A 25,288-nucleotide genomic window follows, 5' to 3' on the forward strand; every position below is an offset into this window, starting at 1 on the left:
TTTACGTTTGTGAGTAGCCATCTTGTGTCTTTTTCTTTTTTTTCCGCTTGGCATAGCTAAATTTTTTAATGATTATAAAATAATAAATTAATTACTTGCTCAATTCCGCGATCTTTCGATCGATGAATTGTGATAGGGAAGGATCGGCTGCCAGTTCCTTACTTTTTTGAAAAGCTGTAACGGCTTCCTTTTTCATCCCAATATTTTCATAGCCTGTGGCTAAGTAAAAGTATGACTCAGCATCGGGTTTTTGATCGATAACGGTCTTAAAACGCTCGATGGCTTTGTCAAACTGACGGGATTGTAATGAAAACAATCCCAAAGTTTTGTTTGCTTCTAAGTTTTTAGGATCGGCAGCAACGACTTCTCGCAATAAGGCAATACCTGCCATAGGGTTGTTCGTTCCTGATACCATTGCGGCACCCAATCCTGTTTTTGCATCCAAACTGCTTGTATTCGCTTTTAACGCAGCCTCATATGCATGAATAGCATTTTGATTCAACGCTTGGGCTAAAGTAGAATCTTGCAAATTTGTATAAGCGGCACGATAAGCATTACCTGCTTTCAACCAATATTCAAACTTCGGTGAAACCTTTGCCATTTCCTCATAGATGAAAGCCTGAGGGGCTGGTTTTGCGACATCATCCCACTTATTTGCCAACTGTTGCAACAGCTTTATCTTATCCTCTCCAGAAGCTTTTGCAACTTGGCCCTCAATATCGGAAATTTCTTTGACTAAACTAGCATCTAAACCTTGTTTTGTCATCGAAGATATATTTTCCAAATTCACTTCATTGGAAGGCTTCGACTCAGATGCTGCAGCAGTTTGTTTTTCTTTGTTCACCAAACCTTTAATAGGCTGTGCTAAAAGCACAGCAACCAAGGCTACTACTGATCCTATTACTATTATCTGTTTGGTTTTTGCCATTTTAATCTATTTTAAAGATTATTTATTGCCATTCTTTACTTTCTCTACGAAAATTTTAGCTGGCTTGAAACTAGGAACAAAGTGTTCAGGGATAATGATTGCTGTATTTTTTGAAATGTTTCTTGCAGTCTTCTCAGCTCTTTTTTTGACTACGAAGCTACCAAAACCTCTTACATATACATTTTCTCCTCCGATCATTGCGTTTTTGACAACTTTAAAGAACGCCTCTACGGTTTCTTGAACATCTACCTTCTCTAAGCCAGTTTTGGTAGAGATTTCTGCAATAATTTCTGCTTTAGTCATATCTATTTTACTGTAATTATTTATTTTTCAACCCTTAAGCCAACTAATGTTTGGGGATGCAAAAGTATTGTTTTAAAATGAGTAATGGAAATTATTTAAATACTTTTTTGATAAATAAGCTTCCAAAAGCCAAACATTTACAATCAATTAACGAGACATTGCGTCCAACCAACCATTAAATAGACCTCAAAAATAAAAACAATTATCTAATTTACAAGATGTTGACTTATTACTTGTCATATAAAAATCAATATATGCCAATTGCATGACTCAGCTGGTCCAAATCTGCTTTGGTATGGTGCGCGTTTACCACAATCCGATTTAATAGAGGGTCTGTAGCGAGGGGATAAGGAAAACTTGAAACCAGTATTCCAGCATTCATCAGCCTCGCATAAAGGCCCGTATCCATTGAAGAAAAGACCGGAAAATCAGCAACAGCGTTTAATCCAGACTCCATATGTGCTTTGAAGGAATTGATATTATATTGCAGTTTTTCGAATTGCTGTAGATAGACCTGCTCTCCATGAACAAATGCATATAAGCTGGCTGGTGAACTTGGAGAAGCCCCTGTATAAAAGTTTGATCGCTTGAGATACTTGATCCGTTCCCCATCGGCCAAAATCAATCCAGCATCTGTTGCCAGGCCTTTTGCCAAAGATGCGACGACGATCAGTTCGATATTAGTCTGCTGAAAACTACTTGTATCCAATGAAATGCTATTCTTGCGCAAAACTCCTATTCCGTGAGAATCGTCCAAGAGCAGTATAATCTTTTTGTCCGGATCAATACGATTGAAAACAGTGAAATCGTACAATTCTGGCCGCATATTGTCCAAGCTGTTGCTAACGATGATAAATGATGTTTGGGCTGAATGATTGATATACTCGATCGTTGCATTGGCCCACTCAACAAAATGCCCAGTTGCAACGGGCTTCTTATCCAGCCATAAAGAAGGGTGACAAGCGGGAGCGTACAATACTTCTCCTTCGGTCGCCAAGGTTCTTACAAGAAATTGCGTTGCCAGATATCCACTTGAGAGCAACAGGCTTGCTTCAAAACCAAAACGCTTTGCGGCATATTCTTCGGCCTGATCAAATATGGCCTGTTGCACATTATTATTTCGTGAAGTGCCGTTGTTGATACCATACCGCTGTATACCTTCTATGAAAATAGAAGCATATGCTTTATCTGTTGCCAGCCCTAGATAGGAAGTTCCACCAAAAAAAAGATATTCCTTACCGCCGACCACAATAACGCGACCTGTTGGTTGTTCTAAATGTGTAAAATTATTCATCTATGTATAGCCGATTCATTTTATTAGCGGGTCAAAACCGCGGGGTTAGCGATATGCTGTGGATCGCCCTCGGAAAAGGCTACAATATTCTCAAAAGCAAGTCTAAATAATTGTTCGTAACCATTTTTCTCCACATAGCCAATATGTGGCGTACAAAGTACATTTGGCCGCTGCAATAACGGATAGTTCGGATCAAAGATTGGTTCGGACTCATAGACATCTACCGCAGCCATCCCCGGAACACCTGTCTCGAGCGCGGTCAATAACGCCCCCTCTTCAACCAACTCAGCACGAGAGGTGTTGACAAAAAGCGCTGTCGGCTTCATAGACCGGAGATCTTCGAGCTTTACGACACCTCGCGTCTCAGGCACTAACCTAAGGTGTAAAGTAACAACATCTGAAAAATGAAAAAAATCGGATTTACTGGCAGCAGCTAAAAAACCATCTCTTACAGCTTCTTCTCGGGAATTTTCGTTTCCCCAAACAATTACTTGGGCACCAAAAGCCCTTGCATATTGCGCTATTCGCTTCCCTATTTTTCCATAGCTCCATATCCCTATTGTTTTCCCGGCGACACAATCTCCTATGTTCGTTTGCCATAGGCCTTTGTCCATATCTGAAAGAGCCTTAGGTAAACCACGGAGGGCATTCATGATCAAAAGCCAGGTCAACTCAGCTGGAGCAACAGGAGAGCCCATACTTTCAGCAACAGCCACATGGAAACGGCTACAAACAGCCAAATCCAAATGGTTTGAAATTTTGCCCGTCTGGCTAATTAACTTTAGCTTGGGAAGCTGAGACAACAGGTCTTCTGTAATTCGCGTCCGTTCTCTGATGAGCACTAACGCTTCCGTATCGCTCAATTTTTCGGCCAGTAAAGCCGAATCTGAATAGGACTGTTTCAATATTTGGACATCGTGACCATCAAGAATTTTGAAACAGTCCAACTTTCGGACAGCGTCTTGATAGTCATCTAAAATGGTTATTCGCATTTTTCTGACTTAATTTTAAACTCTTATTTTCAATATCAAACGAAAGTAAAATGACTTTTATATCCGCTATAAGTACGTCGCATATAAAAGCAATTTTTCGCGTTCTCCACTTTCCATTGCGGAACTTATTTATGGAGGAAATTTTGTTTTTCGATATCAATTTACAGCATAAAGTTGGAATCCTGCAATTCGTCATGATATTTTGACATTCCATCCACTCTTTTTCGCAGGAACACTTACAGCCGCGGATATTTGAATAAAATTAAAGAAAAATGAAGCTGTTATTAACCTTACTATTTTTAAGTATTACCATCGTATCTGCGCAGTCCATCTTGAAAGGGAAAGTGCTGGGCAAAAACGGCAAACCTATATATTTAGCCAATGTTTATATTGAAGGCACTTATGATGGTGGCACCACCGATTCCCTTGGAAATTTCGTATTTGAGACCAGTGAACAAGGCACTAAAATCATTAAAGCGTCTGTTGTGGGCCTCCCAACATATAACAGGCCTATCCAGCTACCTCAAAAAGAATTGCTGATTATTCAAATGCAAGAAAGCGAGAATCGCTTACAGGAAGTCACGATTCAGGCGGGGGTTCTACAAGCCAATAGCTCCGGAAAAAACACGGTAATGAGTCCATTGGATATTGTCACTACGGCAGGCAGCATGGGAAACATCATCAGCGCACTCGCAACATTGCCCGGAGCACAGGTTGGGGGCGAGAATGGACGTCTTATGGTTCACGGTGGAGATGCTTCCGAAACACAGACCTACATCAATGGAATCAGAGTAGCCCAACCTTACACCGCAACACCAAACGAAGTTCCTGTAAGGGGCAGGTTTTCGCCCATGCTCTTTAAAGGCGTGAATTTCTCTACAGGCGGCTATTCTGCAGAATTTGGCAATGCGCTGTCCAGCATTCTAGCGCTAAACACCGAAAATACCATAGAGCAGTCCAAAACAGAGCTTTCGCTATCTTCCGTTGGATTAGGGCTAGGACATACCTTACAATGGGGCAAAAACTCTCTCACCTTCAACAGCAGTTATACAAACTTAAAACCCTATTCCAAAATTATTACACCAGATATAAAATGGACGAAACCCTATGAAAACGCTTCTGGAGAAATGATCTATCGCCATCAGTTTAAAGAAGGTTTTCTAAATATTTATGGGGCTTACAATTTCGAAAATATGGGACTTTACCAAGCGGACATCAATTATGAGCAGCCCGTCCCATTGAAAAAGAAATCCAACAATGCCTACGCCAACATCAGCTACAGTCAGAATTTGGGGAACCGATGGACATTCCAGTCTGGTATTGGCCTAGGCTACCTGACCGATAAGCTGCATTACGATGACGTTTACCTACCTAATGAAGAAAAGAGTCTTCACTTAAAAGGAACGCTAAGTAAGATCTGGAACAATAAGATTAAAAGTATCGGAGGAATAGAATATTTCGACACGAATTATCAAGAAGAATATCACCGACAATCCCTTGGCTATAGCTATGGTTATCATAGCAAGATGACCGCTGTATTTACGGAAACTACCTTCGGCATCCTCCCGAACTTAATCGGGAAGATCGGCTTACGAGAAACTTCTTCCAATTTACAGGCGAAGAGCACGTTAGAACCGAGGGCTTCGCTGGGCTATGCATTAAATAAATATACGCAGCTATCACTTGCTTATGGGAACTTCCATCAGCAGGCGCCAACACCGCTGTTAAAATATGCTCCACAACTTGACTGGATGGAGGCCAATCATTATATCGCAAATTATTTCTATTCGCGTGGCGGGCACTTACTTCGCTTAGAAGCCTATCACAAAGAATATAACAATTTGGCAAAATACAACAGTATAACTCCAAAATATGACAGCCAATATGACAATAACGGAAGCGGTAAGGTCAAAGGCTTTGACTTATTTTATAAAAACAGCAGCACCATCAAAAACCTCCAATACTGGATTTCATATTCCTATACCGACAGTAAGAGAAATGAAGCGAATTATCCGACGACAGTCACTCCCCCTTACGTTTACAAACACAGTTTCTATATCGTTGGAAAATACTGGCTATCAAGCCTACGTTCACAGCTCAGTTTGACAAATTCGTTTGTATCCGGCAGAAATTACAATGATCCCAACCAAACAGTATTCATGAATGGCCATACAAAAGGCTACAATAGTCTGTCTATGAGTTGGTCGTTTCTTTACAGCCAGCAAAAAATTATCCATTTCTCCGTCAGTAATGTTCTTGGCGCTAGCCCAATCTATGGGTATCAATATGCAGACCGGCCAAATTCACAAGGAATCTACGACCGTAGACCGATTGTCCCTACTGCCAAACGCTTTGTATTTCTAGGCTATTTTTGGACAATCAGTAAAAATGAAAAAGACAATCAATTGGACAATCTATAATAAACATCAGCTCATCATCGAAATACGTCGGTCCATCCAGAATTATTTCTGTTTGCAGAAAAGGATTACCAACTTCAAGAACATTCAATATCAGATACATCAAACACAACAACAATAACTTAGAAAAATATTTACTACTAAAAACGAAAGATCATGAAATCATTTATTATCGTTCTCATCTGCCTGATAAGCGGCAGCACATTTGCACAAAGCAATTTTGAAAAAAGTATGGGACAAGCCATGAGCCTATGGCAATCGGGTGAGACGCAGAAAGCGGCCGCTCTTTTAGAACGTATTTCACAGGCAGAAAAGGACAATTGGATTCCTGCCTATTATCAGGCCATGGTACTGACAACAGCATCCTTCAGGGAGAAAAATAAAGAGACACAGACAAAATATATACAGTCTGCAGAAGAAATACTAAACAATAGCGCCCAGGACAATAATTCAGAATGGCTTGTGCTGAAAGCGATGAACCAAACGGCATTGATGATTACAGATCCGATGACAAAAGCCAAAGAGCTTTCACCTAAGATTATAGGTCTATATAAAAAAGCCATCACCCTTGCGCCAAATAATCCACGTGCGGTATTGGGATTAGCGGAATTCCAAATAAACGCAAAAAAATATTTCAACCAGGATACCAGCAAAGAATGTGAGGATGTAAAGAAAGCACTATCTTTATTCAGTGAAGAGAAAACTACTACACCATTTGCACCTTCATGGGGCAAAGATCGGGCAGAACAGTTGATAAAAGAATGCAAATAACACTTTGTGAAAAAAGCACCATTTAAAGCTATTATACAAGCATTACTCGCAAGCTTGGTCGTAACCATCTATTTTGTGGTTGTGGCCAAACTTGACCACAATGATGTCCCTTGGATATCCATCATCTTTCATCCTAATATGGTCAGAGGTTTACTATACGGATTTTTTCTCTTTCTAGGTCATAGTTATCTATCGAAATGGGTCGGGAACAAATACCCAAGCAGTAAAGATTTTGGAAAAAAGATGATTGTTTTTTACAGTGTCAGTTTCTTCTTGACCATACTGGTCGTTTTTATTGTCAATGCTTTTTTTTCCGGACTGTTTAAACCCAGTATTGCCCAAAATTTCCCACAACGTTTCCACCAATTTATTCACCAACAACGTGTTGCATATTATTTTCAAACTGCGATGATATCTTGGTGCATTTCTATGATTTTTTTTGGATTCTATTTCTATAAAAGATTCAAAGATTATCAAATCAAAGAATCTCATCAGGAAAAACAGCAAATAACAGCACAATTTGAGTCGCTCAAAAATCAACTCGATCCACATTTTTTGTTCAACAGCCTGAATGTATTGAATGGATTAATTGAAGAAAGCCCCAAAAAGGCCAGCATGTTTACCACGGACCTTTCTAAGATATATCGCTATGTATTGGAGCAAAAAGACAAAAGCCTCGTTTCTTTACAGGATGAGCTTACTTTTTCAAGAGCCTATTTAAACCTCTTGAGTCTTCGCTTCGAAGCCGGTATACAGATCGATTTACAGATCAATGCGGAACAACATACTGGTTTTATATTACCCCTTTCCCTTCAATTACTGATCGAAAATGCAATCAAACACAATATTATTTCGGTCAGGAAGCCTCTTTTATTGAAGATTTATCGAAAAAATAATTACCTCTATGTTGAAAATAATCTTCAAAAGAAGAAAGTGCTCCATGATCATTCGGGAATCGGTCTGAAAAACATTCAGGAACGTTACGCTATACTGTCCAATTTATCTGTACATCTTCAGGAAACTGATATTTTATTTTCTGTCGGACTGCCCATCATCAATGAAATAGTCTCTTAAAAGTAACCTGTTCTTAAACAAACATGCAAGAGGTAATCGTAGCAAAACTAATAGCATAGGCACAACGATGCTCGATAAATTAAACAATACAACGGTCTGATGATCGATAAGCATGCAAAAAACAATGAAAATAGTAATTATAGAAGACGAACTCCCATCAGCTAGATTACTCCAAAGAAAACTGGAGAACCTCGGTTACACGGTAGCTGCCGTACTGCAGACTGTGGAAGAATCTATCGAATGGTTTATGTCAAATACCGAACCTGACCTACTGTTCTTGGATATTCAGCTCGCCGATGGGATTTCATTTGACATCCTTGAGCAGGTGAAGCCTAATTCGGCCATTATTTTTACCACCGCATACGATGAATATATGTTGCGGGCATTTAAACAAAATAGCATCGATTACCTCCTGAAGCCGATTGAAGATGAAGAGCTGAAAAATGCTATTGAAAAATTCCGTCAATTAAGACACCCAAAGCCACAGCTCGATCTGGCATCTTTTGAAGCTTTATTTAGAAACACTGTCCAAACATATAAGGAACGCTTTACCATCAAAATAGGCCAAAACCTAAAAGTAGTGACCACCCAGCAAATCGAATGTATTTACAGCGAAAACAAAGGCACTTACCTTTATACCAATGAAAAGGGGAACTATCTTTTGGACCAAACATTGGATGCGCTGATGCCACAACTATCCCCTAAGGATTTCTTTAGGATCAACCGAAGCACTATAGTTCAATTTGATGCTATCAAAAATATTGCTGTACATTCTAATGCCCGGTTAAAAATATACCTTAAGCATTATGAATCGGATGAGCTCATTGTTTCAAGGGAGAAAGTCACGGCCTTCAAAAACTGGCTTGACAATTAATCTAGTCCTCTCTAAAAAGTGCTTTAGCGCAATTACTTTGCAAGTGAAATAGACTATCATAAAAAATGGTCCTGTCAAGTTTAGCTTTTGGAAGGTAAACCAAGCAGATGTGGGATCCATTAATCTAAGCTACATATTGATTCGATAATTTAGCGGAATACTAAATCGAAGAGACACCGCGAACCCCTTTATCGGATTGTAATCTTTTTTTTCATTGATGGAAAATCCATAACCAAAGTCAATATCCACCAATGTGGCCAAACTCACTCCAACTTTGGGCGTAAAGGTATACGGAGTAAGCTCTGCACGAACAAAGGGAGTTAAGACATATGTTTGAGGATAATACGTTACTGCAGCCTCAGGTATCACGGCAAACTTCTTTTGTGTCCAAGTAAAGTTGGCTGTGGCATCTGCTCGGAGAATATGATCTCCTATAAAAGGAAATGCGAAATAAGCACCAGTTTTTATTATACTCCCTTTTTGAAACTGGTAGCTTAACGTCGGACCGATTAAGTGGTCTTGCGCTTTTAGGTTGCTAACTATAGCTAACAACACAACAAGTGACCCCAGGAGTTTATAAACCGTCTTACTGCGCATTTTTCAATTAATAAATATGAAAATTGAGCGGAATATTTACCCCTACTGAAACGGTAATTCCGTCAATCGGCTTAAAATTTTTCTTAGTATTGTAATCAAATCCATAACCTATTCCCAGATCCACAATAGAGAATAGACTTGCACCAACTTTTGGCGTTATGGTATAAGGTGTTAACTCTGCTTTTACAAAAGGAAAAACAACAAAATCATTTAGATAATAGGTAAACCCCAGCTCTGGAATAACAGTCGTTTTACCTTCCATCCAGCTGAAATTGGCTCCTGCATCAATTTTCATATACTGAAAATCATTAGGTGCAAATAATCCCCAACCCGAAACTTTAAGGAAATTACCACTTTGATACTGATACCCTACTGAAGGACCCCAAATCCATTTATTATGCTGTTTCCATGGCTTATCTTGTGCCATAGACAACGTGGAAAAGAGAAGAAGGATAGTAAATAACGATAATATTCTTAGTTTCATCCAGCTAAATTACAAACTATAATCTATTTTATGGAATACAACAGGTGCATGCCAGAATAGTTTTACTTAAAACAGAAAAACAATAAATATATACGCCTGCAGTAAACCAATAAAAGTATGGTTTGTGCCTGTTTAATGGGGTAATATCTTGATTCTGATAAATTGTGATCTTTCGTTCAGCGATCCTTCTTCACCCCAGTAACCGTCTACATGGTTGGCAGCAGTATAGATACAACCGTCCTTTCCCCAGAACATTAACTCTTCTTTCCAGGTTGGCATCCACTCTTTAAAACTAATAAAAAGCATCGGTGTCACCTTTCCTTGTTTCACGTGGAAGAGCTGCAGGTCGCCCGTCGATTCATAGGGGTCGGCATGCAAGGTCATCAGGTAATTTTTATCGGCAGAGAAGAATGGATAATCCCCACATTCCACAATAAGATGACCATCTTGTTTATCAAAAAGCCGCACATCAGCACTTTCCCAATAATTCCCATCAACAGCAAAAGCATTTAAAAAATCGTAATGCCCTTTATAAGAATAGCTGGCTTCTAATTCATTATCGATATCCTTATCCTTAAATGTTAGCTTTTTCCCATTTGTCAACGGCAATTCCAAAATCTTTCCATTTTTGGGATAAGACAGAGTATCCTTGATCAAGTAGTTTTTAGCCGTATTCCGAGCGGCTAAGAACGTTTGCTCATCAATCAACTCTAGCTGGAGATACTTATCTAAAGAATGTCCATTTTCGTAATACATTTCTTTACCATTTATCGTCAATGAAACGATTGAATTTAAATCTTTGGGAGAGATTGTAATTTTATCTTGTTTCCCCAGCTTGGACTTCGCTACATAGACCTTTTCCCATCGCGTTACATCACCTTTTTCGCCATTGTTCCCGCTATAATCGCGCTGGATACGATCCATTACGGCAATCCATTCTCCTTCTTCACCGATCACATCGAGCTTGGTACCATAGGGATATTTTCCTAATAGCGGGGCAGCCTTATCCGCGCCTTGTCTAAGTTCGGCTCCAGCCCGATCAACAACATAGGTATTTTTTAAAACCTTCGTCTTGTCAAAGTCAATTGGCAAAGGAGGAAATTTAGCAGCAGCCATCGTATCCTTCACAGCGACTGTTTTAAGTTCAGCAGAATCCTTTAAATCCGCACCGTTGACTTTTGTATTGTGTCCACAGCTCAAGATTCCAATGGATAACGTCGCTCCTAGGAATAAAGATAGGGGTGAAAATAGCTGTCTATTCATAAAGGTCAAGGTAGCGATTCCCATGCCAAAAAAAAATACTGGTTTTCAGGGGTTCTTCGAGATCCAATACTATTATCAAAAGCTTCATAGTTTTGGCAACCTAAATCAACGCTCATTCCAAATGTGGGCCAGATCATTTGAAGAACATATCTACAGCTATGAAGGTTCATTAAAAAAACTCCGGATTTCTAATCTTTTAGCCACAAATTTTTCCTTTCAATTTGTAGACCGCCATTTGACTTCCTTGAATGGACAATGGTCATTATGATTGCTACAATGATGGTCAAAAAGCGGAAAAAATTGCTCCATCCATTTCCGGCAGCATTGTCCGAAACATCAAAAATCATCCAAGCCGAATTCATCAAAACATGAAGTGTTACCGGTATCCAAAGGTTAAACTTCCACTCAGCATACAACCACGAAAATAGGATAGAGCCGAAGAAAGTCATACCGAAAATCAGGACCAATTCACCCAAATCCTGACTCTGATAAAGATGTAGTAAAGCAAACAGGAGTGATGTAGCTAAAATGGATGGAATAAAACCTAGTCGGGTATAGCGAAAAACTAAACCAAAAAAATAGGCACGAAAGATCATTTCTTCAAAGAATCCTGATGACACACTATTTATTAATAGCCCGTTTGGATCTATTTTCCGATTTAAGGTAAAAACAAAGGCATACCCCAAGAACATCGGTAAGGTAGCTATTATTCCAAAAGAAAGCCCCTGTAAAAAATTGCCTTTCAACCCAAATTTTTCCAAGAATTCATTCTGCCCTTTCGGTTTAAGCAGCATTGCCCCAAAAAGCAACGGTACAAGGCTAATTGAATACGTCAGTACATGCCCCAAAAATCTACTTTGGACATAGTTGATTATCATGGATTGAAGGGGCGCAAAAAACAAATAATCGAGGATAAAATATATTCCGAAGAAGAGAAATAATACCAGCAGGTTTAAACTTTTTGTGTTCATCTTTTTTTTGAACAAAATTATGCTACCCAAGACGAGTATACAAAGTTATGTGGCGTATGGCAAGATTTAGGGACGATTGACCAAAACGTGGGTGGTCAGTCCGACAAATAGGGTCTAACTGATTCTATAGCAGACCTCGAAATAACAGCACAATCTTCAGTATCTGCAAAACGTAACAAAAAACCTTGGGCATTCCCTTCCTTTACAAGGATTTTTTCAAAATTGACAAGAAAGGACCGATGACATCGGTGAATAGACATTGTATTCAACAGTTCAGATAAGCGGCTCAACGTAATTCGTACCATCTGCTTCTTTACCATGCCATCCTTCCTAAAGTAGATCATGCAATAATTATCCATCGATTTTGCAAAAATAAAATCGCTTGGCAGCAACTTTAACGGTTGATTACCATTCGGAATATCGACCAAAGCCAAATGGCAGTCATTCGCTTGACTCAATATCATAGCTGGCTTTATTGAAAGACTTTCTATCGACGATTTATTCTTTTCATGATTCGAATGACGCTTATCAACTCGAAGCAAAAAATAAATCGCTGCAATAGGGCTATAAAGTGAAAGCGTGTAACATCCAATATAGGGCAGGTTGTTCCACTGCAACGGGGCCTGATTGATGAACCAACCGTGATAGGCGAAATTTAAAAAACTTGATAATAGGAACACAAGAAAAAGACGAAATAGTTCTATCGCAACTGTTCCTCTTTTTTTACGCAAGACGATAGAAATTAAGGCATATGCAATGGATAAAATGACTCCGTAGCCGGATAACAAGCTAAATTTATAGGCATTCTGAAAATTATACGTTCCGAATGGCTGAAAAACCAGTAGGAATACATAAGCTGATAAGCCGAGGAAGAGGGCATAAGTGAGCAGCTCTCTTATGGAGACAATCTTGGGAATTACGATATTTAAATAATTTATAATAGATTTTTTATATATCATGATTGGATAAATTTAGCATTTTTCTTGTGATTAACAGCGTACATTACACAAAGACTTCTTCAAAAAAGGCTGGCAGAGCAAAAATTTATAGTGAAAAAATTGAAATATATTGAATTTATAATTTAACTTAGAAGATATTTTTTCAAGCACATTAGTTAGCTTGAATTAAAATTGATTTGTCATATTATATTTTAACGTAATTCTCCAAGCTATGCGTTTAGGTCAACTACTTACTTTATTTCTTTGTTCGGCTTTTGTACATGTTATCCAAGCACAGGAAAAGCAAGTTTTAATAGAAAATGTCAAACTGCTCGACTATACAACTAAAACCTTAACTCCACCAAAACATGTTTTAATAAACGGAAATACAATTCAGACCATCAGTACATCCCCTATTGACGCACAAGGAAAGAATATCGTCAGAATTGACGCTAAAGGCAAAACACTGATCCCTGGATTGATCGATGTGCATGTCCATTTGGTATTTGGAGCTTTGACAATGCCTCAAATGATGACAAATGACCTATCCGAGGACTTCTTGATCAAGACGGTGGGGCTATCGGCTCAACAGATGTTAATGCGGGGTTTTACAAGCGTACGTGATGTCGGTGGCCCCATATTTCCATTAAAAGCTGCGATCGACAAAGGTAAGCTTTTAGGGCCTAGAATCTGGCCTTCTGGTGCCGTTGTAAGCCAAACTGCAGGGCATGGAGATTTTCGGACACCGGAGGAAAAATCGCGTCGTTTTTTCGGCGTTGTCTCTCGTGCGGAGCGATATGGAGCAACCTTCATCGCCGATGGTCGTGATGAGGTCCTGACTGCAGTAAGAGAGAATCTAAGATTCGGGGCAAGTCAAATTAAACTCATGGCAGGCGGAGGAACTTCTTCAGCATATGATCCTGTGGATGTCACCCAATATACGCTAGACGAAATGAAAGCAGCAGTAGATGCAGCCGAAGACTGGGGAACCTATGTCACCGTACATGCGTATACGCCAAGAGCAATTCGAAGAGCGATCGAAGCTGGCGTAAAATGTATAGAGCATGGACAATTGCTCGAAGAAGAAACTTTACAGCTAATTGCAGAAAAAAATATCTGGCTTAGTTTACAGAATCTTGTGGAAGATACACCCGATATGGATCCACAACGAAGAATCAAGCGTAAGCCTGTCATTGAAGGTCAGGAAAAAGTATGGCCTATGGCTAAGAAATATGGAGTAAAACTAGCTTGGGGTACAGATTTCCTTTTTGAACCGGACCTGAATAAATTGCAGAATACTTTTATTTTACGCCTTCAAAAGTGGTTTACGAATGTCGAAATCATTAAAATGATTACCCAAGACAATGGCGAGCTTCTGCAGCTTTCGGGATTAAGAAGTCCTTATCCTGGCAAGCTGGGAACAGTAGAAGAAGGAGCGTTGGCAGATCTAATCCTTGTAGACGGAGATCCTCTTAAGAATTTAAAACTATTGGCAGATCCTGAAAAAAACTTTCTGTTAATCATGAAAGACGGTCAGATTCATAAAAATAGCCTCCAGAAACGTTAATATTTCCAAGGTCAAATTTATTGTATATCGAAAATACAGCATATTAAGATGATAAAATGTATTTTCGATGACATCAGTTAAAAGGGGCTACTTGGGCCCTTAAAGGTGAAAAAGGAATCAAACAATTTTTACCATCACTAGGTGCAGGCGGTTGCATTAGGGTATAATTTATTTGAAGAGTAAACACCTTTGCATTTAATTGATTAGTTTTGCGTTTAAACGATAAATCAAAGCATTCGGTGGCATTATTATTCAACGACGGACGTCCAGTAGTAAGACTCAGAGCATTTCGGGCTATCGACGATCCCCAAACCTGTGAACGTTTCATAGAAGGACACGCGCACGTGTTAACTGCTATAGGCGTAAAGAAAGTAACTTCTTCCAAAAATGACTGGATGTACAATCCCGCATCATTCGTATTGATCGTAGAATCCCTTGATGGCGATAAAGTCTATGGTGGAGTACGTATACACGTATCTGGAGGGAGCGAACCACTTCCCATTGAACAGGCCACGGGAGCGATGGACGCTAAAATCTTAGACCTTGTTTATGATTATGCGCAACAGGGGACAGGTGAAGGTTGTGGCCTTTGGAACTCCAGGGAGATTGCTGGATATGGCATTGGCAGCATATTTTTGACGAGAGCTGGTGCCGCCATCAGTACACAGGTTGGCATTAAATCACTCTTTGCTTTATGTGCTCCTTACACGGTGAAATTAGCAGAAAGTGTTGGCTACCGCATTGATACAAGTGTTGGAAATAATGGCACATTCTATTATCCGAAGCTGGATCTACTGGCTACCGTAATGATTATGCGCAATCTAGACACCTTGACCGAAGCCGATCAGGAAAACAAAGATGCAATTTTGTCGCTTCGTAATAATTCCAATATTGTCCGCATAGAAACTTTGCGGAATAAGGAGATTGAAATTCATTATCAAATCGATATTCCGAATCTCAATCAATGGGATTTAAATGAAATTATTAAAAATCTGAAACATACATCATTAGATCATAAACCAGATGATCGTAATTTAAATATCTTATAATGGACACTAAACATTATGGTGCCGGCTATTTAATGGATACCGGTGATTTTCTTAAACAATTAAAAATACATTCATATACTCCTTTTAATACGATTAAAGAGGGGGTTGTCGTCGATCTTGGCTGTGGAACTGGAATGGATGCCATCAATTTGGCTAATATGTTGGGCCATAATGTACTTGTCGTTGGATTGGATCATGATAAGGCTTTAATCGAGCATGCCAAAACAAGCAGTGAAGAGGTAAAGAACGTCGACTTTGTTCAGGGTGAAGTTTATCAACTTAGCTTTACAGATAATTCCATTTCTGGCATTAGAATGGAGCGCGTTGTACAACATCTGCTGGAAGCGCCAAAAATGTTTGCTGAGGTTCACCGTGTTTTGCGTGAAGGTCAACCCTTAGTGATCGTTGAGACCATTTGGAACAGCCTGACGTTTTACAGCAAACATGTTAACATTGAGGCTAAGATATGTCATTATTTGACCGAAGAAAAAGTCAACAATGGCTGGGCTGGGAATAAATTAACTTCAGACCTATTGACTCAAGGCTTTAAACAAGTTCAATTGCAAACATTCTGTATGGTAGCCCGTTCGAAAGAAGAGGCCAACCGCTATCTATTCTTAGATAAAATTCTTCTGGAGATGGTCGAAAAAGAGAAGTTAAGTACAGTTGAAATGGAGGAATTTCAAAATACATTGGATCAAGCTGATGAAGCGGGTTGTTTCCTTGTTTCTATGAATTTAGTTATTGCCGAAGCAAAAAAATAGCATATAGTGATGAAATGCTGGCTTAACTTAGTCTTCTTATTTATTTTTACATGCAGTTCAACTTGTTTTGGAGAGGTTATTATCGATAAACCGACACAACGTGTATTGATCGGATATGGTCTGGAGCGTTATACCGGGAAAGGGGAGCCTGACTTTGCAGATACTTCGGCTTCCTCCTTTCAATCGTTAGAAAGCAAGGTCCCCAATTTGGGCATATCACCCGCTGACATCTGGTTTCGATTGCCCGTAACAAACAAGGGCAAAGAAAAGCTTGAACTCTTGCTCGAAATCGCCTATCCCCTCTTGGATGAGGTCGAACTTTTTGTACCGTCATCAAACGGGCATTATAACTCGATCAAGTTGGGCGAACATCAATCTTTTTCGGCTAGAAAATATAAGGTCCCTAATTATGCATTCGACATTCAATTGCCTGGAAATGAGAAGACCATCTTTTTTCTTCGCATAAAAAGTACGGAACAGATTATTCTCCCGATCTATTTAAGTAACGAGCGTAGTTTCTTAAAAGAGATGAATGACGACAGTTTATTAAGCGGCATCTATATTGGTATTGTCGGCATTATGGCGATATACAATTTATTCCTGTTTTTTTCTGTCCGTGAAAGAGGCTATCTGTATTATGTCCTTTATGTTCTTTGTGCAGGAATCACACAAATGGGTATTAAAGGTTACAGTTTTCAATATTTGTGGCCAAATTGGACTTATTTTGCAACAAAGGGTCCTATTATTTTTGGTTGTTTATCAGGCTTATGCGCCCTGCTTTTTGCAGATTCTTTTCTTCAATTACCGAAAAATGCTCCTCGGTCAAGACGTGTTATTACTGTTTTTATCATTCTTTTTGTCATTGGCAGCCTTCTTACATTGCTCAACCTGACACAACCAGCGTTCATGGTTATGCAGCTAACAACAGGAGCGGGGTCTTTATTTGTCCTTTACTTATCCTATCGTGTAATGATAAATGGTTATAAACCGGCTAAATATTTTGTTTACGGTTGGACAATTTTATTATTAGGTTCTGTCGTGTTTTTACTGAAAGACTATGGCATCTTAAAATATAACGATTTTACGAGCAATGCTGTACAAATTGCATCTGTGGTGGAGATGGCCTTACTGTCCTTCGGTCTAGCTTACAGTATCAATATTTTAAAAGAAGAAAAAGAAGCATCACAAGTCAGGGAATTAGCAATCTCATTAGAAAACGAGAAGTTAATACGTGAACAAAATATTGTATTGGAACAAAAAGTCGATGAGCGGACACGTGAATTAACAGAATCTAATGAGTCTCTACAAACCACTCTTACTCACTTAAAGGAAACGCAGTCTCAACTTGTCGAAGCCGAGAAGATGGCCTCCCTTGGTCAATTGACTGCTGGGGTTGCGCATGAGATCAACAACCCAATCAACTTTGTTACGTCTAATGTCGCTCCGTTAAAACGTGATATTAAGATGATCTGGGAAACGCTGGAGGAAGTAGAACGTATTGCTTTTAAAGAGGGGATATCCGATACTGAAAAGCAATCTCAGATCAAAAAATTCAAAGATGATCAGGATATCGACTATCTGAAAACAGAAGTAGATTTTCTATTAAAGGGGATGCATGATGGGGCCCATCGGACTGCCGAAATCGTAAAGAGTTTGCGGATCTTCTCGCGCGTAGATGAGGATACATTAAAATTTGCCGATCTAAATGAGGGGTTGGAGTCAACAATGGTTATCCTCAATAGCTTATTAAATAACACGATTGAAGTTGACAAGATCTATGGCGATATGCCAAAGGTCGAATGTCATGCAGGCAAACTTAATCAAGTCTTTTTGAATATCGTGACAAATGCTATTTACGCCGTAAATAAAAAGTTTAATCACGATGTTGGTGGTAAAATATGTATTGAGACCGGAGTTAAGGAGGATAATACAGCTGTGTTTATCAAAATCGCAGACAATGGCATCGGTATTCCAAAAGAAATCCATGAACGGATATTTGAACCATTTTTTACAACGAAAGACGTTGGCGAAGGTACTGGTTTGGGAATGTCCATTGCCTATAATACCATTGCGAAACATCATGGTAAAATTATTGTAGATTCAGAAGTGGGACAAGGCACAAGTTTTACACTCCTCATTCCAATTCAACAAAACAATTAATACCGCTATAAACTGAAAATAGTTCAATTAACTATTATTTTTTCATATCTTTTGTAAGGGAAAAACCATATAATAAAATTATGCAGAGGGAGCTTGAAATATTATATATCGATGACGAAGTAAACAATTTAGTTAGCTTTAAAGCGAACTTTAGATACGATTACGCTATCCATACAGCATCCAATACGAGTGAGGCCGAAACGATCCTTCATGCTCATCCTGATATCCGTATTATCTTCTGTGACCAACGTATGCCGGATGAGATGGGCATCGATTTTTTGCACCGCATTAAAAAAGATTTTCCAAAACCAATCCGTATTCTTTTAACGGCTTATGCCAATATGGAAACTGTAATTGATGCAGTTAATAAGGGCCATATTTTTAGATTTGTCCGAAAACCCTGGATGAATGAAGAAATCGTTTCCGCTATAGAAGAAGCAAATAAATTTTATGTTGCAAACTCTATGCTAGAAGTTAAGAATCAAGAGCTGCAAAAAGCTTATGATGAATTAGATAAATTCGCATATAGTGTTAGTCATGATCTTCGTGATCCATTGACAGGGGTTCTTTCTGCGGTGAAACTTGGGTTAGAATTTGACAGCATAGATCGTATTCATGAGTTGTTATCACTAATGGATAGTTCATTGGTCAGCTTAGATGCTTATATTGACAGTCTGCGAGACTATTATCTCTTACGAAGAGGCGAACTTATGTTGTCAGCCATAAATTTCGAAGATCTCTTTGATAATATCCGTCAGTTTTACAGTATGTACACGCAAAATAAAGATGTTGCTTTTGAAATTTCAGTGGATCAAAAAGAGATCTTTAGCGGAGACAAAGCTCTTCTAGAATTAATTTTGCATAATCTTCTTTCTAATGCGTTTAAATACCAACGTAAAGGGCAGGAAAACCAGTACGTCAAACTCTCCGTATTCGTATCAGAACGTAAAGCCAAAATTATTGTGAGTGACAACGGAATAGGCATATCTCCAGAGTATGTTGAAGATATCTTTAAATTATTCTTTAGAGCAAGTGATCAAGCTAAGGGCATGGGATTTGGGCTCTATAATGTTCAGAACGCACTCTTAAAACTACAGGGGAAAATTGAAGTGCAATCACAACCAAATCAGGGCACAACCTTTACAGTCATTATACCGAGCAAATAAGGCCTCTCACTTTCTGCAATCCTATGCGATTGCAGCGAAGAGTATTACAAAGCAAACAGACATTTTAAATAAAAGTTGACTTTCCTAAAATTACAATCTTTTAGGAAAGTAGCTTTTGTCGCAGCAGAAACTCCAACTGATCATTTGAAGTCTCAAGCTGAGAATTAGTCTCCACAATCTTTTGACGCTCAGCATAGACATCATAAGCGCGTTGAATCGTTTGATCGAGCTCCTCTTCACTCCACGGCTTATTGAGGTAATGAAAGATTTTTCCTTTATTGACAGCATCAACGACGGCTGCCATATCTGTATACCCTGTCAAAAGGATACGCATTGGGGCTGCATTGATCTTAATAATCTCTTCCAAAAACTCTACACCGGTCATTTCCGGCATCCGTTGATCAGTAATGATAATATGTATTTGGTTGTTTTTGACAATATCGATTGCATCGGCACCACTAATTGCCGTAAACACTTTATACTTTAGTCGAAATGTCGCTTTAAAAGAAAACAGATTGTTTTCTTCGTCGTCAACGTACAATATCGAAATCTTCTTGTCTTCCATAAGCTTATCGTCTGAAATACAAATTTACATAATAAATTCGCTGAATTAATAACAGATTAAAGAGTTTTATGTTTTCCTAGCAGAAATAATACGTGATCTCTGATAAAATAATGGATTAGTTATCCGAAAATTATAGCATCAGACGCCGGAAAAACGATTTAAAGTTAATATTTCCACAACGGTAATAATCCAACTTGTATTAGGCACAAAAAAGCCATCCTACTTACGTAAAACGGCTTTTTTGAAAGTGACCCCGCTGAGGCTCGAACTCAGGACCCACAGATTAAGAGTCTGTTGCTCTACCAACTGAGCTACGAAGTCATTCGATAATCCAAATGTAAGGTTCACCGTAGAAAAAGTCAAGTGGAAAAGAATATTTTTTTGACTTTTATGACATTCAAGCGAGATTTTTGCCAGTTGCTCGATAAAAAAACTGACCAAAATAAGACCATCAAACTATTTATTCTTTCGCCCTATATTGCCTTGTGTTCCCACCACAGCGATCTTTCCCATAATCATTGGCTTAACTTCCATTTCTATTGGTTTATCCAGTTGCATTTTACTCCCTTTTTTGAATGGAATCACAACAGTTTTATAGCCAAACATCTGTGCACGGAGCTCTTGGTTTACCCGAAACAATGATTGCGGTACCCAAAGCTGAAAATTTCCATTTTCATCCACTTTCGTACGATAATTTCCTAAGGATACCTCTGTGCCCACCATGCTTACATCGCTTCCAGCACAAACAACTTTACCTTTTATACTTACTTTAGTACAATCACGGCTTCCCTTTAACGCTGAATTATCATTTGTTGATGAGTTGCCCCAATCTTGCTTCTTTATCTGATCATTTTTCGTTTTTGTTTGGACAACGACAACTTCTCCAGTCAGTTTGTTTTGTGCTTGAGCAGTATGAAAACTCAAGGATCCAACCAATAGAAGGCCCGCAGCAATGCCTGTCCATCTTCCTTGCCAAATAGGGTTTTTAGAAAAAGAAATAGTGGCATCCAATTCGCGCATCAACTGATCTTCATAAAATCGACCACATAACCCCCTACTGGCTTTTTTTATTTGATCCACAATTTCCTGATCATTCATCTGTGAAAAATCAACAACCATCTTCTCACATTGGCCACAGAAACGGCCTTGTTCTTGCGGCGTCATCTTACCCCAATCTGCAGAGCAAGATTCTTTTACCTGTAATACAATCTTTTCCATATTGCCTTATATTTTCAGAAGGGATGCAGGAAAATCACCAATTTCATAATGAAACAGCGAACCAAAACATTAAAAACTGATAAACAGATACTTAAAAAAATAAAACCATTTAAAATCGTCTATTAACTTCCACAGAGCAAAGGGTGGGACCAAATGAAGTAAATGAACCGAATGAGGTAAATCATACGCTGAAGGGTAATAAATAACAAAAATTAGAAGATCGTATTCATAAAAACATGAGACGTTAAAAAAAATAGGCTGTCTCAAAAAAGTTGGACAGCCTATTTACAGTAAGTAATTCTAATTGTTACTTCCCTATTTGATATTGTCAAGAATTTCTTTTATCGCTCTTTCCAACTGCGGATCTTTATTTTCCATCCGATCTTGTACTGTATTTTTTACAAGAATATCTGGGGCAACTCCGGTTTGCTCGAGATCCTGACCATCAAGCGTATAACATCCCCAAGACGGAAGTCGATAGTTTGATCCGTCGACTAAGCCTTTAGCAGAAGTAAAAATAATCCAACGATAGGTCTCATTACCGATGATTTTCCCCAATTTAAGGGCTTTAAAGCCCGCAGCGGTCATTTCAGCATCGCTCAGCGATTGCTCATTAATCAATAAAACAATAGGTTTGGCAGATGGTGCAAAATTACTTTGTGGCGCACGTTTACCACCTCGGTATTGCCATTGTAAGTAAGGGCGTTGTGACAGGAATCGTAAAACTTCATCGTGCACATTTCCGCCTGTATTATACCGTAAATCTAAAATAATCCCTTGTTTGTTATTCTCCTGTTCAGCCATGTCGATCAAGAACCGCTGTAACTCAGTATCCGACATATTTTTCATGTGTGAATACGCTATCTTATTGCTACTCAACTGATCAACTCGGCTTCGGTTATCTCTAATCCATTGGTCGTAGAGGAGGTCTCTAAACACGGCGCTTGATACCGGACGAATGTTTGTCTGAATTTCCTTGCCATTACGACTCAAGGTCAATTGGATTTCTTCTTCCAGTGAAGGCCAAGTAAAATAACTATCGCGGTCTGCCTGCGTATTCAATTTTGTTCCATTAATCGCCATGAGAATATCACCCGCGTGAATATCGGCCTCTTTCTTTGCTGCGGGGCCATTCGGAACAATATAGCTAATCTTATAAGGGTTGCTTGTATCATAGATCACACCGATTTCATTCGTTACAAAACCAAACGGCTTACGTTCTTCCTGCCCCATAGAACTGAACCCCAAATGTGACGAATTGAGTTCGCCCAACATATCATTTAAGAGGATGCGCAAATCTGTCCTATCGTTGATACCTGGAAGATATTTCTCATATTTCTTTTTAACAGCGGTCCAATCTACACCATGGAAATTGCTATCGTAGAAATTCTCCTCCAGATTGGCCCATGTCTCATAAAACATCTGATTGAACTCTTTCTCAAGATCCCGATTGAATTTAAAACTCATGGTGACCGCATCAAGCTTATTCAAGTCAAGATTATATTTCTGAATTGTTCCTCGGGTCAGCACGAAGTACTTGCCTGCAGACTCTACAAATTGCCCCATACCTCCATCTGTGACTTTTTCGGTTTTGGCTGGTGTAAATAACTCATATACGGTACGATATGTACTATATTTTCCTTCATGATTGGAAGCATAGAACAAATAGGATTTATCCCCTTTTTGTATCACCAAAGGATCAGATTGTGTTCCAAATGCTGGACTGACTTGCTCAATTCGGTCACGCAATCCTTCTAAATCCAATTGGACCAAAACAGCTTTCTTTGCTTCGGCTGCTGGTATTGCGGTTGACTTTACCTTGTCGGCATCATTTTTCTTCTTATCCTTAGCAGCATCTTCCTTCTTAGTTGCACCAGTTTTATTTACTGTCGTATCTTTCTTTTCAGGTGTTACAAATAATTCATCAAACTTTGCGCTACGATAAGGTTGGTCAAAGTTGGTCAATGCCATTCGGAAAATGCTTGAGTTTTGCATACCAGTAGGATAAGAAGGTTTAGTCCTATTACTCGCAAAATAAATGTATTTACCATCGGGAGACCAATATGGTGCTGCCTCTGTAACACCAGTATTTGTCAAATTTGTCGTTTGCTCATTTTTCAGGTTATACACAAAAATATCCTGTTCAAAATTGCGTATAGCCGTGAATAAAAGATAATTTCCATCGGGAGAAAATGAGGGCGAAGAATTTTGAAATGCCCAGATTTCATCTCTAACTACTGTTTGGCTCTTCAAACTTGTCAAATCCAATAGACGAACTTCATCACGTCCGCTGAGATATACCGCTTTTGTTTTATCCCCATTGAATGTAATATCCCGATTGTTACGCAGATCTTGTGTCAATTGTTTTACCTCTCCTTTACCGTCTGCTGTACGTGAAAACCAGTTCTGATACCCTTGATGCGTTTGACTATAGAGCAATGTTTTACTGTCTTTAAGCCATTTAACTTCCATGATGCGCTCCCCTTGACTAGGCATCTGACGAACAAACTTTCCTTCGATATCCGAAACGAACAATTCCCCACGGGATACAAATGCCATCTTTTTCCCGTCCGGTGAAACGTCGAAATTACTGATGTTACCTGAAATATTGAACTCCTTCAGCTTTCCTAGGACCTGATTACGGTTAAGTGCGATGCTGGGCTGCATGGTTTTCTTTCCATTGACATCGTAAATATAAAGCTGGTACCCCTTTTCAAAAGCGATCTTACTACCATCTGCCGCGACAAACGGACGTTTGATTGATTCTGGGAAAGAGGTCAATTGGGTTTTCGCTTTTCCAGCTATTTGATAAAGATTGTATTCACCATTGCTTTCGTCGGACACATAGAATATGTTTCCTTTTTGGTCTACTGTCGGCCAAAAATCCTTACCTATATAATCTGTATACTGTTGAAAAGCTTTTGTTTTGGGATTATAGGACTTTATATCCGGATTGAAAGCACCTTTATATCGCTTGCGGTTGGCCGAGCTATAGCCTTCCCAGCTGTCATTGAATAATAATTCTCCTGAAGGTGTTGGCACCACATTACTGATATAATTAAAGACATGAGGAAACAACCTTGTTGCCGTTCCGCCATCCAAAGCGACTTGATAAGCACTCATTCTATTGTAACGCGATGACGTAAAATAAAGCGTCTTGCTATCCCAGCTCCAGCTGTCTACTTCATCCGAAGCATCGTGCGATGTAAGCTGTCGTATATCTCCACCAGCCAAAGGCATCACATAGACGTCCATGTTACCATTTTGATTGGCCGAAAACGCTAGCCATTTTCCATCAGGGGAAATTCGTGGATTGATCTCATTTCCTTCCATTCCTGTCAGCCGAACTGCAACACCGCCCTGGCTCCCTACTTTCCAAAGGTCACCTTCGTAACTAAAAACCATTTCCTTACCATCGGGACTCAACGTCGGATGGGACAAAAATGTGGGTTGCTGCGCAATAACACAGGTAGTTCCAGCATAAGCTAGTACTGTGCTTAAGATTAGTTTTTTTATCATGTTATCTAGGAGGCTAATAATTGTTTGCCAATACAAAGGTAGAATAGGTATTGAACAATACCAATATGAAATAGTGAAGAATTTTATATTTTTATTTCTTCAGCATTTAATCGTAGACCTATTCCACTTTTTCATAGGTGTTTATTTTCTAAAGAAGTAGAAGCTCCCACTCGGCCTATTTTTGACTTCCACATCTAATTTCTTTTTAAATTGAACCATGCTTGAAAATAGACTGAAACAAATGTGTGTCTTTCCTGTTCTTATACAAGGAATGGTTATGCAAAACATATCACATTGAATACATATGTTTTAGCCAAATTCAAAAAGGACATCGTATTATTTTCTTACTGAAAGACTGAAACAGAAGATAATTA

The 25,288-nt window shown here is 39.0% G+C and carries 21 protein-coding genes and 1 tRNA gene; 9 read left to right on the plus strand and 13 right to left on the minus strand.

What is annotated here, in order from left to right:
- Positions 1–91: 91 nt before the first annotated feature.
- The 4 genes from B2X72_RS06270 to B2X72_RS06285 all read right to left on the minus strand — a co-directional run bounded on the left by B2X72_RS06270 (position 92) and on the right by B2X72_RS06285 (position 3,517).
- The gene (locus B2X72_RS06270; RefSeq protein WP_070562796.1) at positions 92–928 is read right to left on the minus strand and encodes a tetratricopeptide repeat protein; all 837 of its coding nucleotides are present in this window, start codon (positions 926–928) and stop codon (positions 92–94) included.
- An 18-nt stretch (positions 929–946) separates the two neighbouring features.
- Entirely contained in the window at positions 947–1,231 is a 285-nt protein-coding gene (locus B2X72_RS06275) for an HU family DNA-binding protein (protein ID WP_046673299.1), read from the minus strand.
- Positions 1,232–1,478: 247 nt separating this feature from the next.
- Complete coding sequence (locus B2X72_RS06280; RefSeq protein ID WP_286848661.1) at positions 1,479–2,525, minus strand: 8-amino-7-oxononanoate synthase; 1,047 nt, start codon at positions 2,523–2,525, stop codon at positions 1,479–1,481.
- A 23-nt stretch (positions 2,526–2,548) separates the two neighbouring features.
- A complete protein-coding gene (locus B2X72_RS06285; RefSeq protein ID WP_286848663.1) occupies positions 2,549–3,517 on the minus strand; it encodes a D-2-hydroxyacid dehydrogenase family protein in 969 nt (322 codons plus the stop codon).
- Positions 3,518–3,789: 272 nt separating this feature from the next.
- Here B2X72_RS06285 and B2X72_RS06290 point away from each other — a divergent pair, with 272 nt between their 5' ends.
- The 4 genes from B2X72_RS06290 to B2X72_RS06305 all read left to right on the plus strand — a co-directional run bounded on the left by B2X72_RS06290 (position 3,790) and on the right by B2X72_RS06305 (position 8,653).
- A complete protein-coding gene (locus B2X72_RS06290) occupies positions 3,790–5,937 on the plus strand; it encodes a TonB-dependent receptor (protein ID WP_286848665.1) in 2,148 nt (715 codons plus the stop codon).
- A gap of 153 nt (positions 5,938–6,090) precedes the next feature.
- On the plus strand, positions 6,091–6,705 hold the full coding sequence (locus B2X72_RS06295) for a tetratricopeptide repeat protein (protein WP_286848667.1): 615 nt from the start codon (positions 6,091–6,093) through the stop codon (positions 6,703–6,705).
- Positions 6,706–6,711: 6 nt separating this feature from the next.
- Positions 6,712–7,779, plus strand: coding sequence for a sensor histidine kinase (locus B2X72_RS06300; RefSeq protein ID WP_088163362.1), 1,068 nt, complete (start codon positions 6,712–6,714; stop codon positions 7,777–7,779).
- A 124-nt stretch (positions 7,780–7,903) separates the two neighbouring features.
- Positions 7,904–8,653 carry a LytR/AlgR family response regulator transcription factor gene (locus B2X72_RS06305; RefSeq protein WP_201666967.1) on the plus strand — a complete coding sequence of 250 codons (750 nt, stop codon included), beginning with the start codon at positions 7,904–7,906 and terminating at the stop codon, positions 8,651–8,653.
- 129 nt (positions 8,654–8,782) lie between these two features.
- Here the strand turns inward: B2X72_RS06305 and B2X72_RS06310 are convergent, their stop codons facing one another.
- The 5 genes from B2X72_RS06310 to B2X72_RS06330 form a co-directional block, all read right to left on the minus strand.
- Positions 8,783–9,250: a hypothetical protein gene (locus tag B2X72_RS06310; RefSeq protein WP_088163364.1), complete on the minus strand. Its 468-nt coding sequence runs from the start codon at positions 9,248–9,250 to the stop codon at positions 8,783–8,785.
- A 7-nt stretch (positions 9,251–9,257) separates the two neighbouring features.
- Positions 9,258–9,734, minus strand: a complete 477-nt coding sequence (locus B2X72_RS06315; protein ID WP_088163365.1) for a hypothetical protein — start codon at positions 9,732–9,734, stop codon at positions 9,258–9,260.
- Positions 9,735–9,866: 132 nt separating this feature from the next.
- Positions 9,867–10,997: an SH3 domain-containing protein gene (locus B2X72_RS06320; RefSeq protein WP_157698594.1), complete on the minus strand. Its 1,131-nt coding sequence runs from the start codon at positions 10,995–10,997 to the stop codon at positions 9,867–9,869.
- A 188-nt stretch (positions 10,998–11,185) separates the two neighbouring features.
- On the minus strand, positions 11,186–11,968 hold the full coding sequence (locus B2X72_RS06325) for a CPBP family intramembrane glutamic endopeptidase (RefSeq protein ID WP_088163367.1): 783 nt from the start codon (positions 11,966–11,968) through the stop codon (positions 11,186–11,188).
- Between the two features lie 95 nt (positions 11,969–12,063).
- Complete coding sequence (locus B2X72_RS06330) at positions 12,064–12,927, minus strand: LytTR family DNA-binding domain-containing protein (RefSeq protein ID WP_286848670.1); 864 nt, start codon at positions 12,925–12,927, stop codon at positions 12,064–12,066.
- Between the two features lie 211 nt (positions 12,928–13,138).
- Here B2X72_RS06330 and B2X72_RS06335 point away from each other — a divergent pair, with 211 nt between their 5' ends.
- From B2X72_RS06335 to B2X72_RS06355, 5 genes are all read left to right on the plus strand, one after another.
- Positions 13,139–14,473: a metal-dependent hydrolase family protein gene (locus B2X72_RS06335; protein ID WP_286848672.1), complete on the plus strand. Its 1,335-nt coding sequence runs from the start codon at positions 13,139–13,141 to the stop codon at positions 14,471–14,473.
- 239 nt (positions 14,474–14,712) lie between these two features.
- The gene (locus tag B2X72_RS06340; RefSeq protein ID WP_070562848.1) at positions 14,713–15,522 is read left to right on the plus strand and encodes a hypothetical protein; all 810 of its coding nucleotides are present in this window, start codon (positions 14,713–14,715) and stop codon (positions 15,520–15,522) included.
- Positions 15,522–16,286 carry a methyltransferase domain-containing protein gene (locus B2X72_RS06345; protein ID WP_286848674.1) on the plus strand — a complete coding sequence of 255 codons (765 nt, stop codon included), beginning with the start codon at positions 15,522–15,524 and terminating at the stop codon, positions 16,284–16,286. The genes B2X72_RS06340 and B2X72_RS06345 overlap by 1 nt, the downstream gene beginning before the upstream one ends.
- A gap of 9 nt (positions 16,287–16,295) precedes the next feature.
- Positions 16,296–18,446 (plus strand): sensor histidine kinase, encoded by a 2,151-nt coding sequence (locus tag B2X72_RS06350; protein WP_286848676.1) that lies wholly within the window; start codon positions 16,296–16,298, stop codon positions 18,444–18,446.
- A gap of 80 nt (positions 18,447–18,526) precedes the next feature.
- Positions 18,527–19,612 (plus strand): hybrid sensor histidine kinase/response regulator, encoded by a 1,086-nt coding sequence (locus B2X72_RS06355; protein WP_145328269.1) that lies wholly within the window; start codon positions 18,527–18,529, stop codon positions 19,610–19,612.
- A 100-nt stretch (positions 19,613–19,712) separates the two neighbouring features.
- Here the strand turns inward: B2X72_RS06355 and B2X72_RS06360 are convergent, their stop codons facing one another.
- The 4 genes from B2X72_RS06360 to B2X72_RS06375 form a co-directional block, all read right to left on the minus strand.
- The gene (locus B2X72_RS06360) at positions 19,713–20,177 is read right to left on the minus strand and encodes a response regulator (RefSeq protein WP_046673283.1); all 465 of its coding nucleotides are present in this window, start codon (positions 20,175–20,177) and stop codon (positions 19,713–19,715) included.
- Positions 20,178–20,425: 248 nt separating this feature from the next.
- A tRNA-Lys gene (locus B2X72_RS06365) sits at positions 20,426–20,498 on the minus strand.
- A gap of 135 nt (positions 20,499–20,633) precedes the next feature.
- Positions 20,634–21,395 carry a hypothetical protein gene (locus B2X72_RS06370; protein WP_286848678.1) on the minus strand — a complete coding sequence of 254 codons (762 nt, stop codon included), beginning with the start codon at positions 21,393–21,395 and terminating at the stop codon, positions 20,634–20,636.
- A 315-nt stretch (positions 21,396–21,710) separates the two neighbouring features.
- Positions 21,711–24,914 carry a S41 family peptidase gene (locus B2X72_RS06375; protein WP_286848680.1) on the minus strand — a complete coding sequence of 1,068 codons (3,204 nt, stop codon included), beginning with the start codon at positions 24,912–24,914 and terminating at the stop codon, positions 21,711–21,713.
- Between the last annotated feature and the right edge of the window lie 374 nt (positions 24,915–25,288).

Origin of the sequence: Sphingobacterium sp. UBA7253, assembly GCF_002472745.1 — a bacterium.
GTDB lineage: Bacteria > Bacteroidota > Bacteroidia > Sphingobacteriales > Sphingobacteriaceae > Sphingobacterium > Sphingobacterium siyangense.

Bases quoted from the DNA above. Each gene is read 5' to 3' on its own strand.
- B2X72_RS06375 (WP_286848680.1), bottom strand. From the start codon at position 24,914: ATGATAAAAAAACTAATCTTAAGCACAGTACTAGCTTATGCTGGAACT.
- B2X72_RS06295 (WP_286848667.1), top strand. From the start codon at position 6,091: ATGAAATCATTTATTATCGTTCTCATCTGCCTGATAAGCGGCAGCACA.
- B2X72_RS06310 (WP_088163364.1), bottom strand. From the start codon at position 9,250: ATGCGCAGTAAGACGGTTTATAAACTCCTGGGGTCACTTGTTGTGTTG.
- B2X72_RS06315 (WP_088163365.1), bottom strand. From the start codon at position 9,734: ATGAAACTAAGAATATTATCGTTATTTACTATCCTTCTTCTCTTTTCC.
- B2X72_RS06325 (WP_088163367.1), bottom strand. From the start codon at position 11,968: ATGAACACAAAAAGTTTAAACCTGCTGGTATTATTTCTCTTCTTCGGA.
- B2X72_RS06335 (WP_286848672.1), top strand. From the start codon at position 13,139: ATGCGTTTAGGTCAACTACTTACTTTATTTCTTTGTTCGGCTTTTGTA.
- B2X72_RS06370 (WP_286848678.1), bottom strand. From the start codon at position 21,395: ATGGAAAAGATTGTATTACAGGTAAAAGAATCTTGCTCTGCAGATTGG.
- B2X72_RS06290 (WP_286848665.1), top strand. From the start codon at position 3,790: ATGAAGCTGTTATTAACCTTACTATTTTTAAGTATTACCATCGTATCT.
- B2X72_RS06275 (WP_046673299.1), bottom strand. From the start codon at position 1,231: ATGACTAAAGCAGAAATTATTGCAGAAATCTCTACCAAAACTGGCTTA.
- B2X72_RS06345 (WP_286848674.1), top strand. From the start codon at position 15,522: ATGGACACTAAACATTATGGTGCCGGCTATTTAATGGATACCGGTGAT.
- B2X72_RS06355 (WP_145328269.1), top strand. From the start codon at position 18,527: ATGCAGAGGGAGCTTGAAATATTATATATCGATGACGAAGTAAACAAT.
- B2X72_RS06280 (WP_286848661.1), bottom strand. From the start codon at position 2,525: ATGAATAATTTTACACATTTAGAACAACCAACAGGTCGCGTTATTGTG.
- B2X72_RS06270 (WP_070562796.1), bottom strand. From the start codon at position 928: ATGGCAAAAACCAAACAGATAATAGTAATAGGATCAGTAGTAGCCTTG.
- B2X72_RS06330 (WP_286848670.1), bottom strand. From the start codon at position 12,927: ATGATATATAAAAAATCTATTATAAATTATTTAAATATCGTAATTCCC.
- B2X72_RS06350 (WP_286848676.1), top strand. From the start codon at position 16,296: ATGAAATGCTGGCTTAACTTAGTCTTCTTATTTATTTTTACATGCAGT.
- B2X72_RS06285 (WP_286848663.1), bottom strand. From the start codon at position 3,517: ATGCGAATAACCATTTTAGATGACTATCAAGACGCTGTCCGAAAGTTG.
- B2X72_RS06360 (WP_046673283.1), bottom strand. From the start codon at position 20,177: ATGGAAGACAAGAAGATTTCGATATTGTACGTTGACGACGAAGAAAAC.
- B2X72_RS06305 (WP_201666967.1), top strand. From the start codon at position 7,904: ATGAAAATAGTAATTATAGAAGACGAACTCCCATCAGCTAGATTACTC.
- B2X72_RS06320 (WP_157698594.1), bottom strand. From the start codon at position 10,997: ATGAATAGACAGCTATTTTCACCCCTATCTTTATTCCTAGGAGCGACG.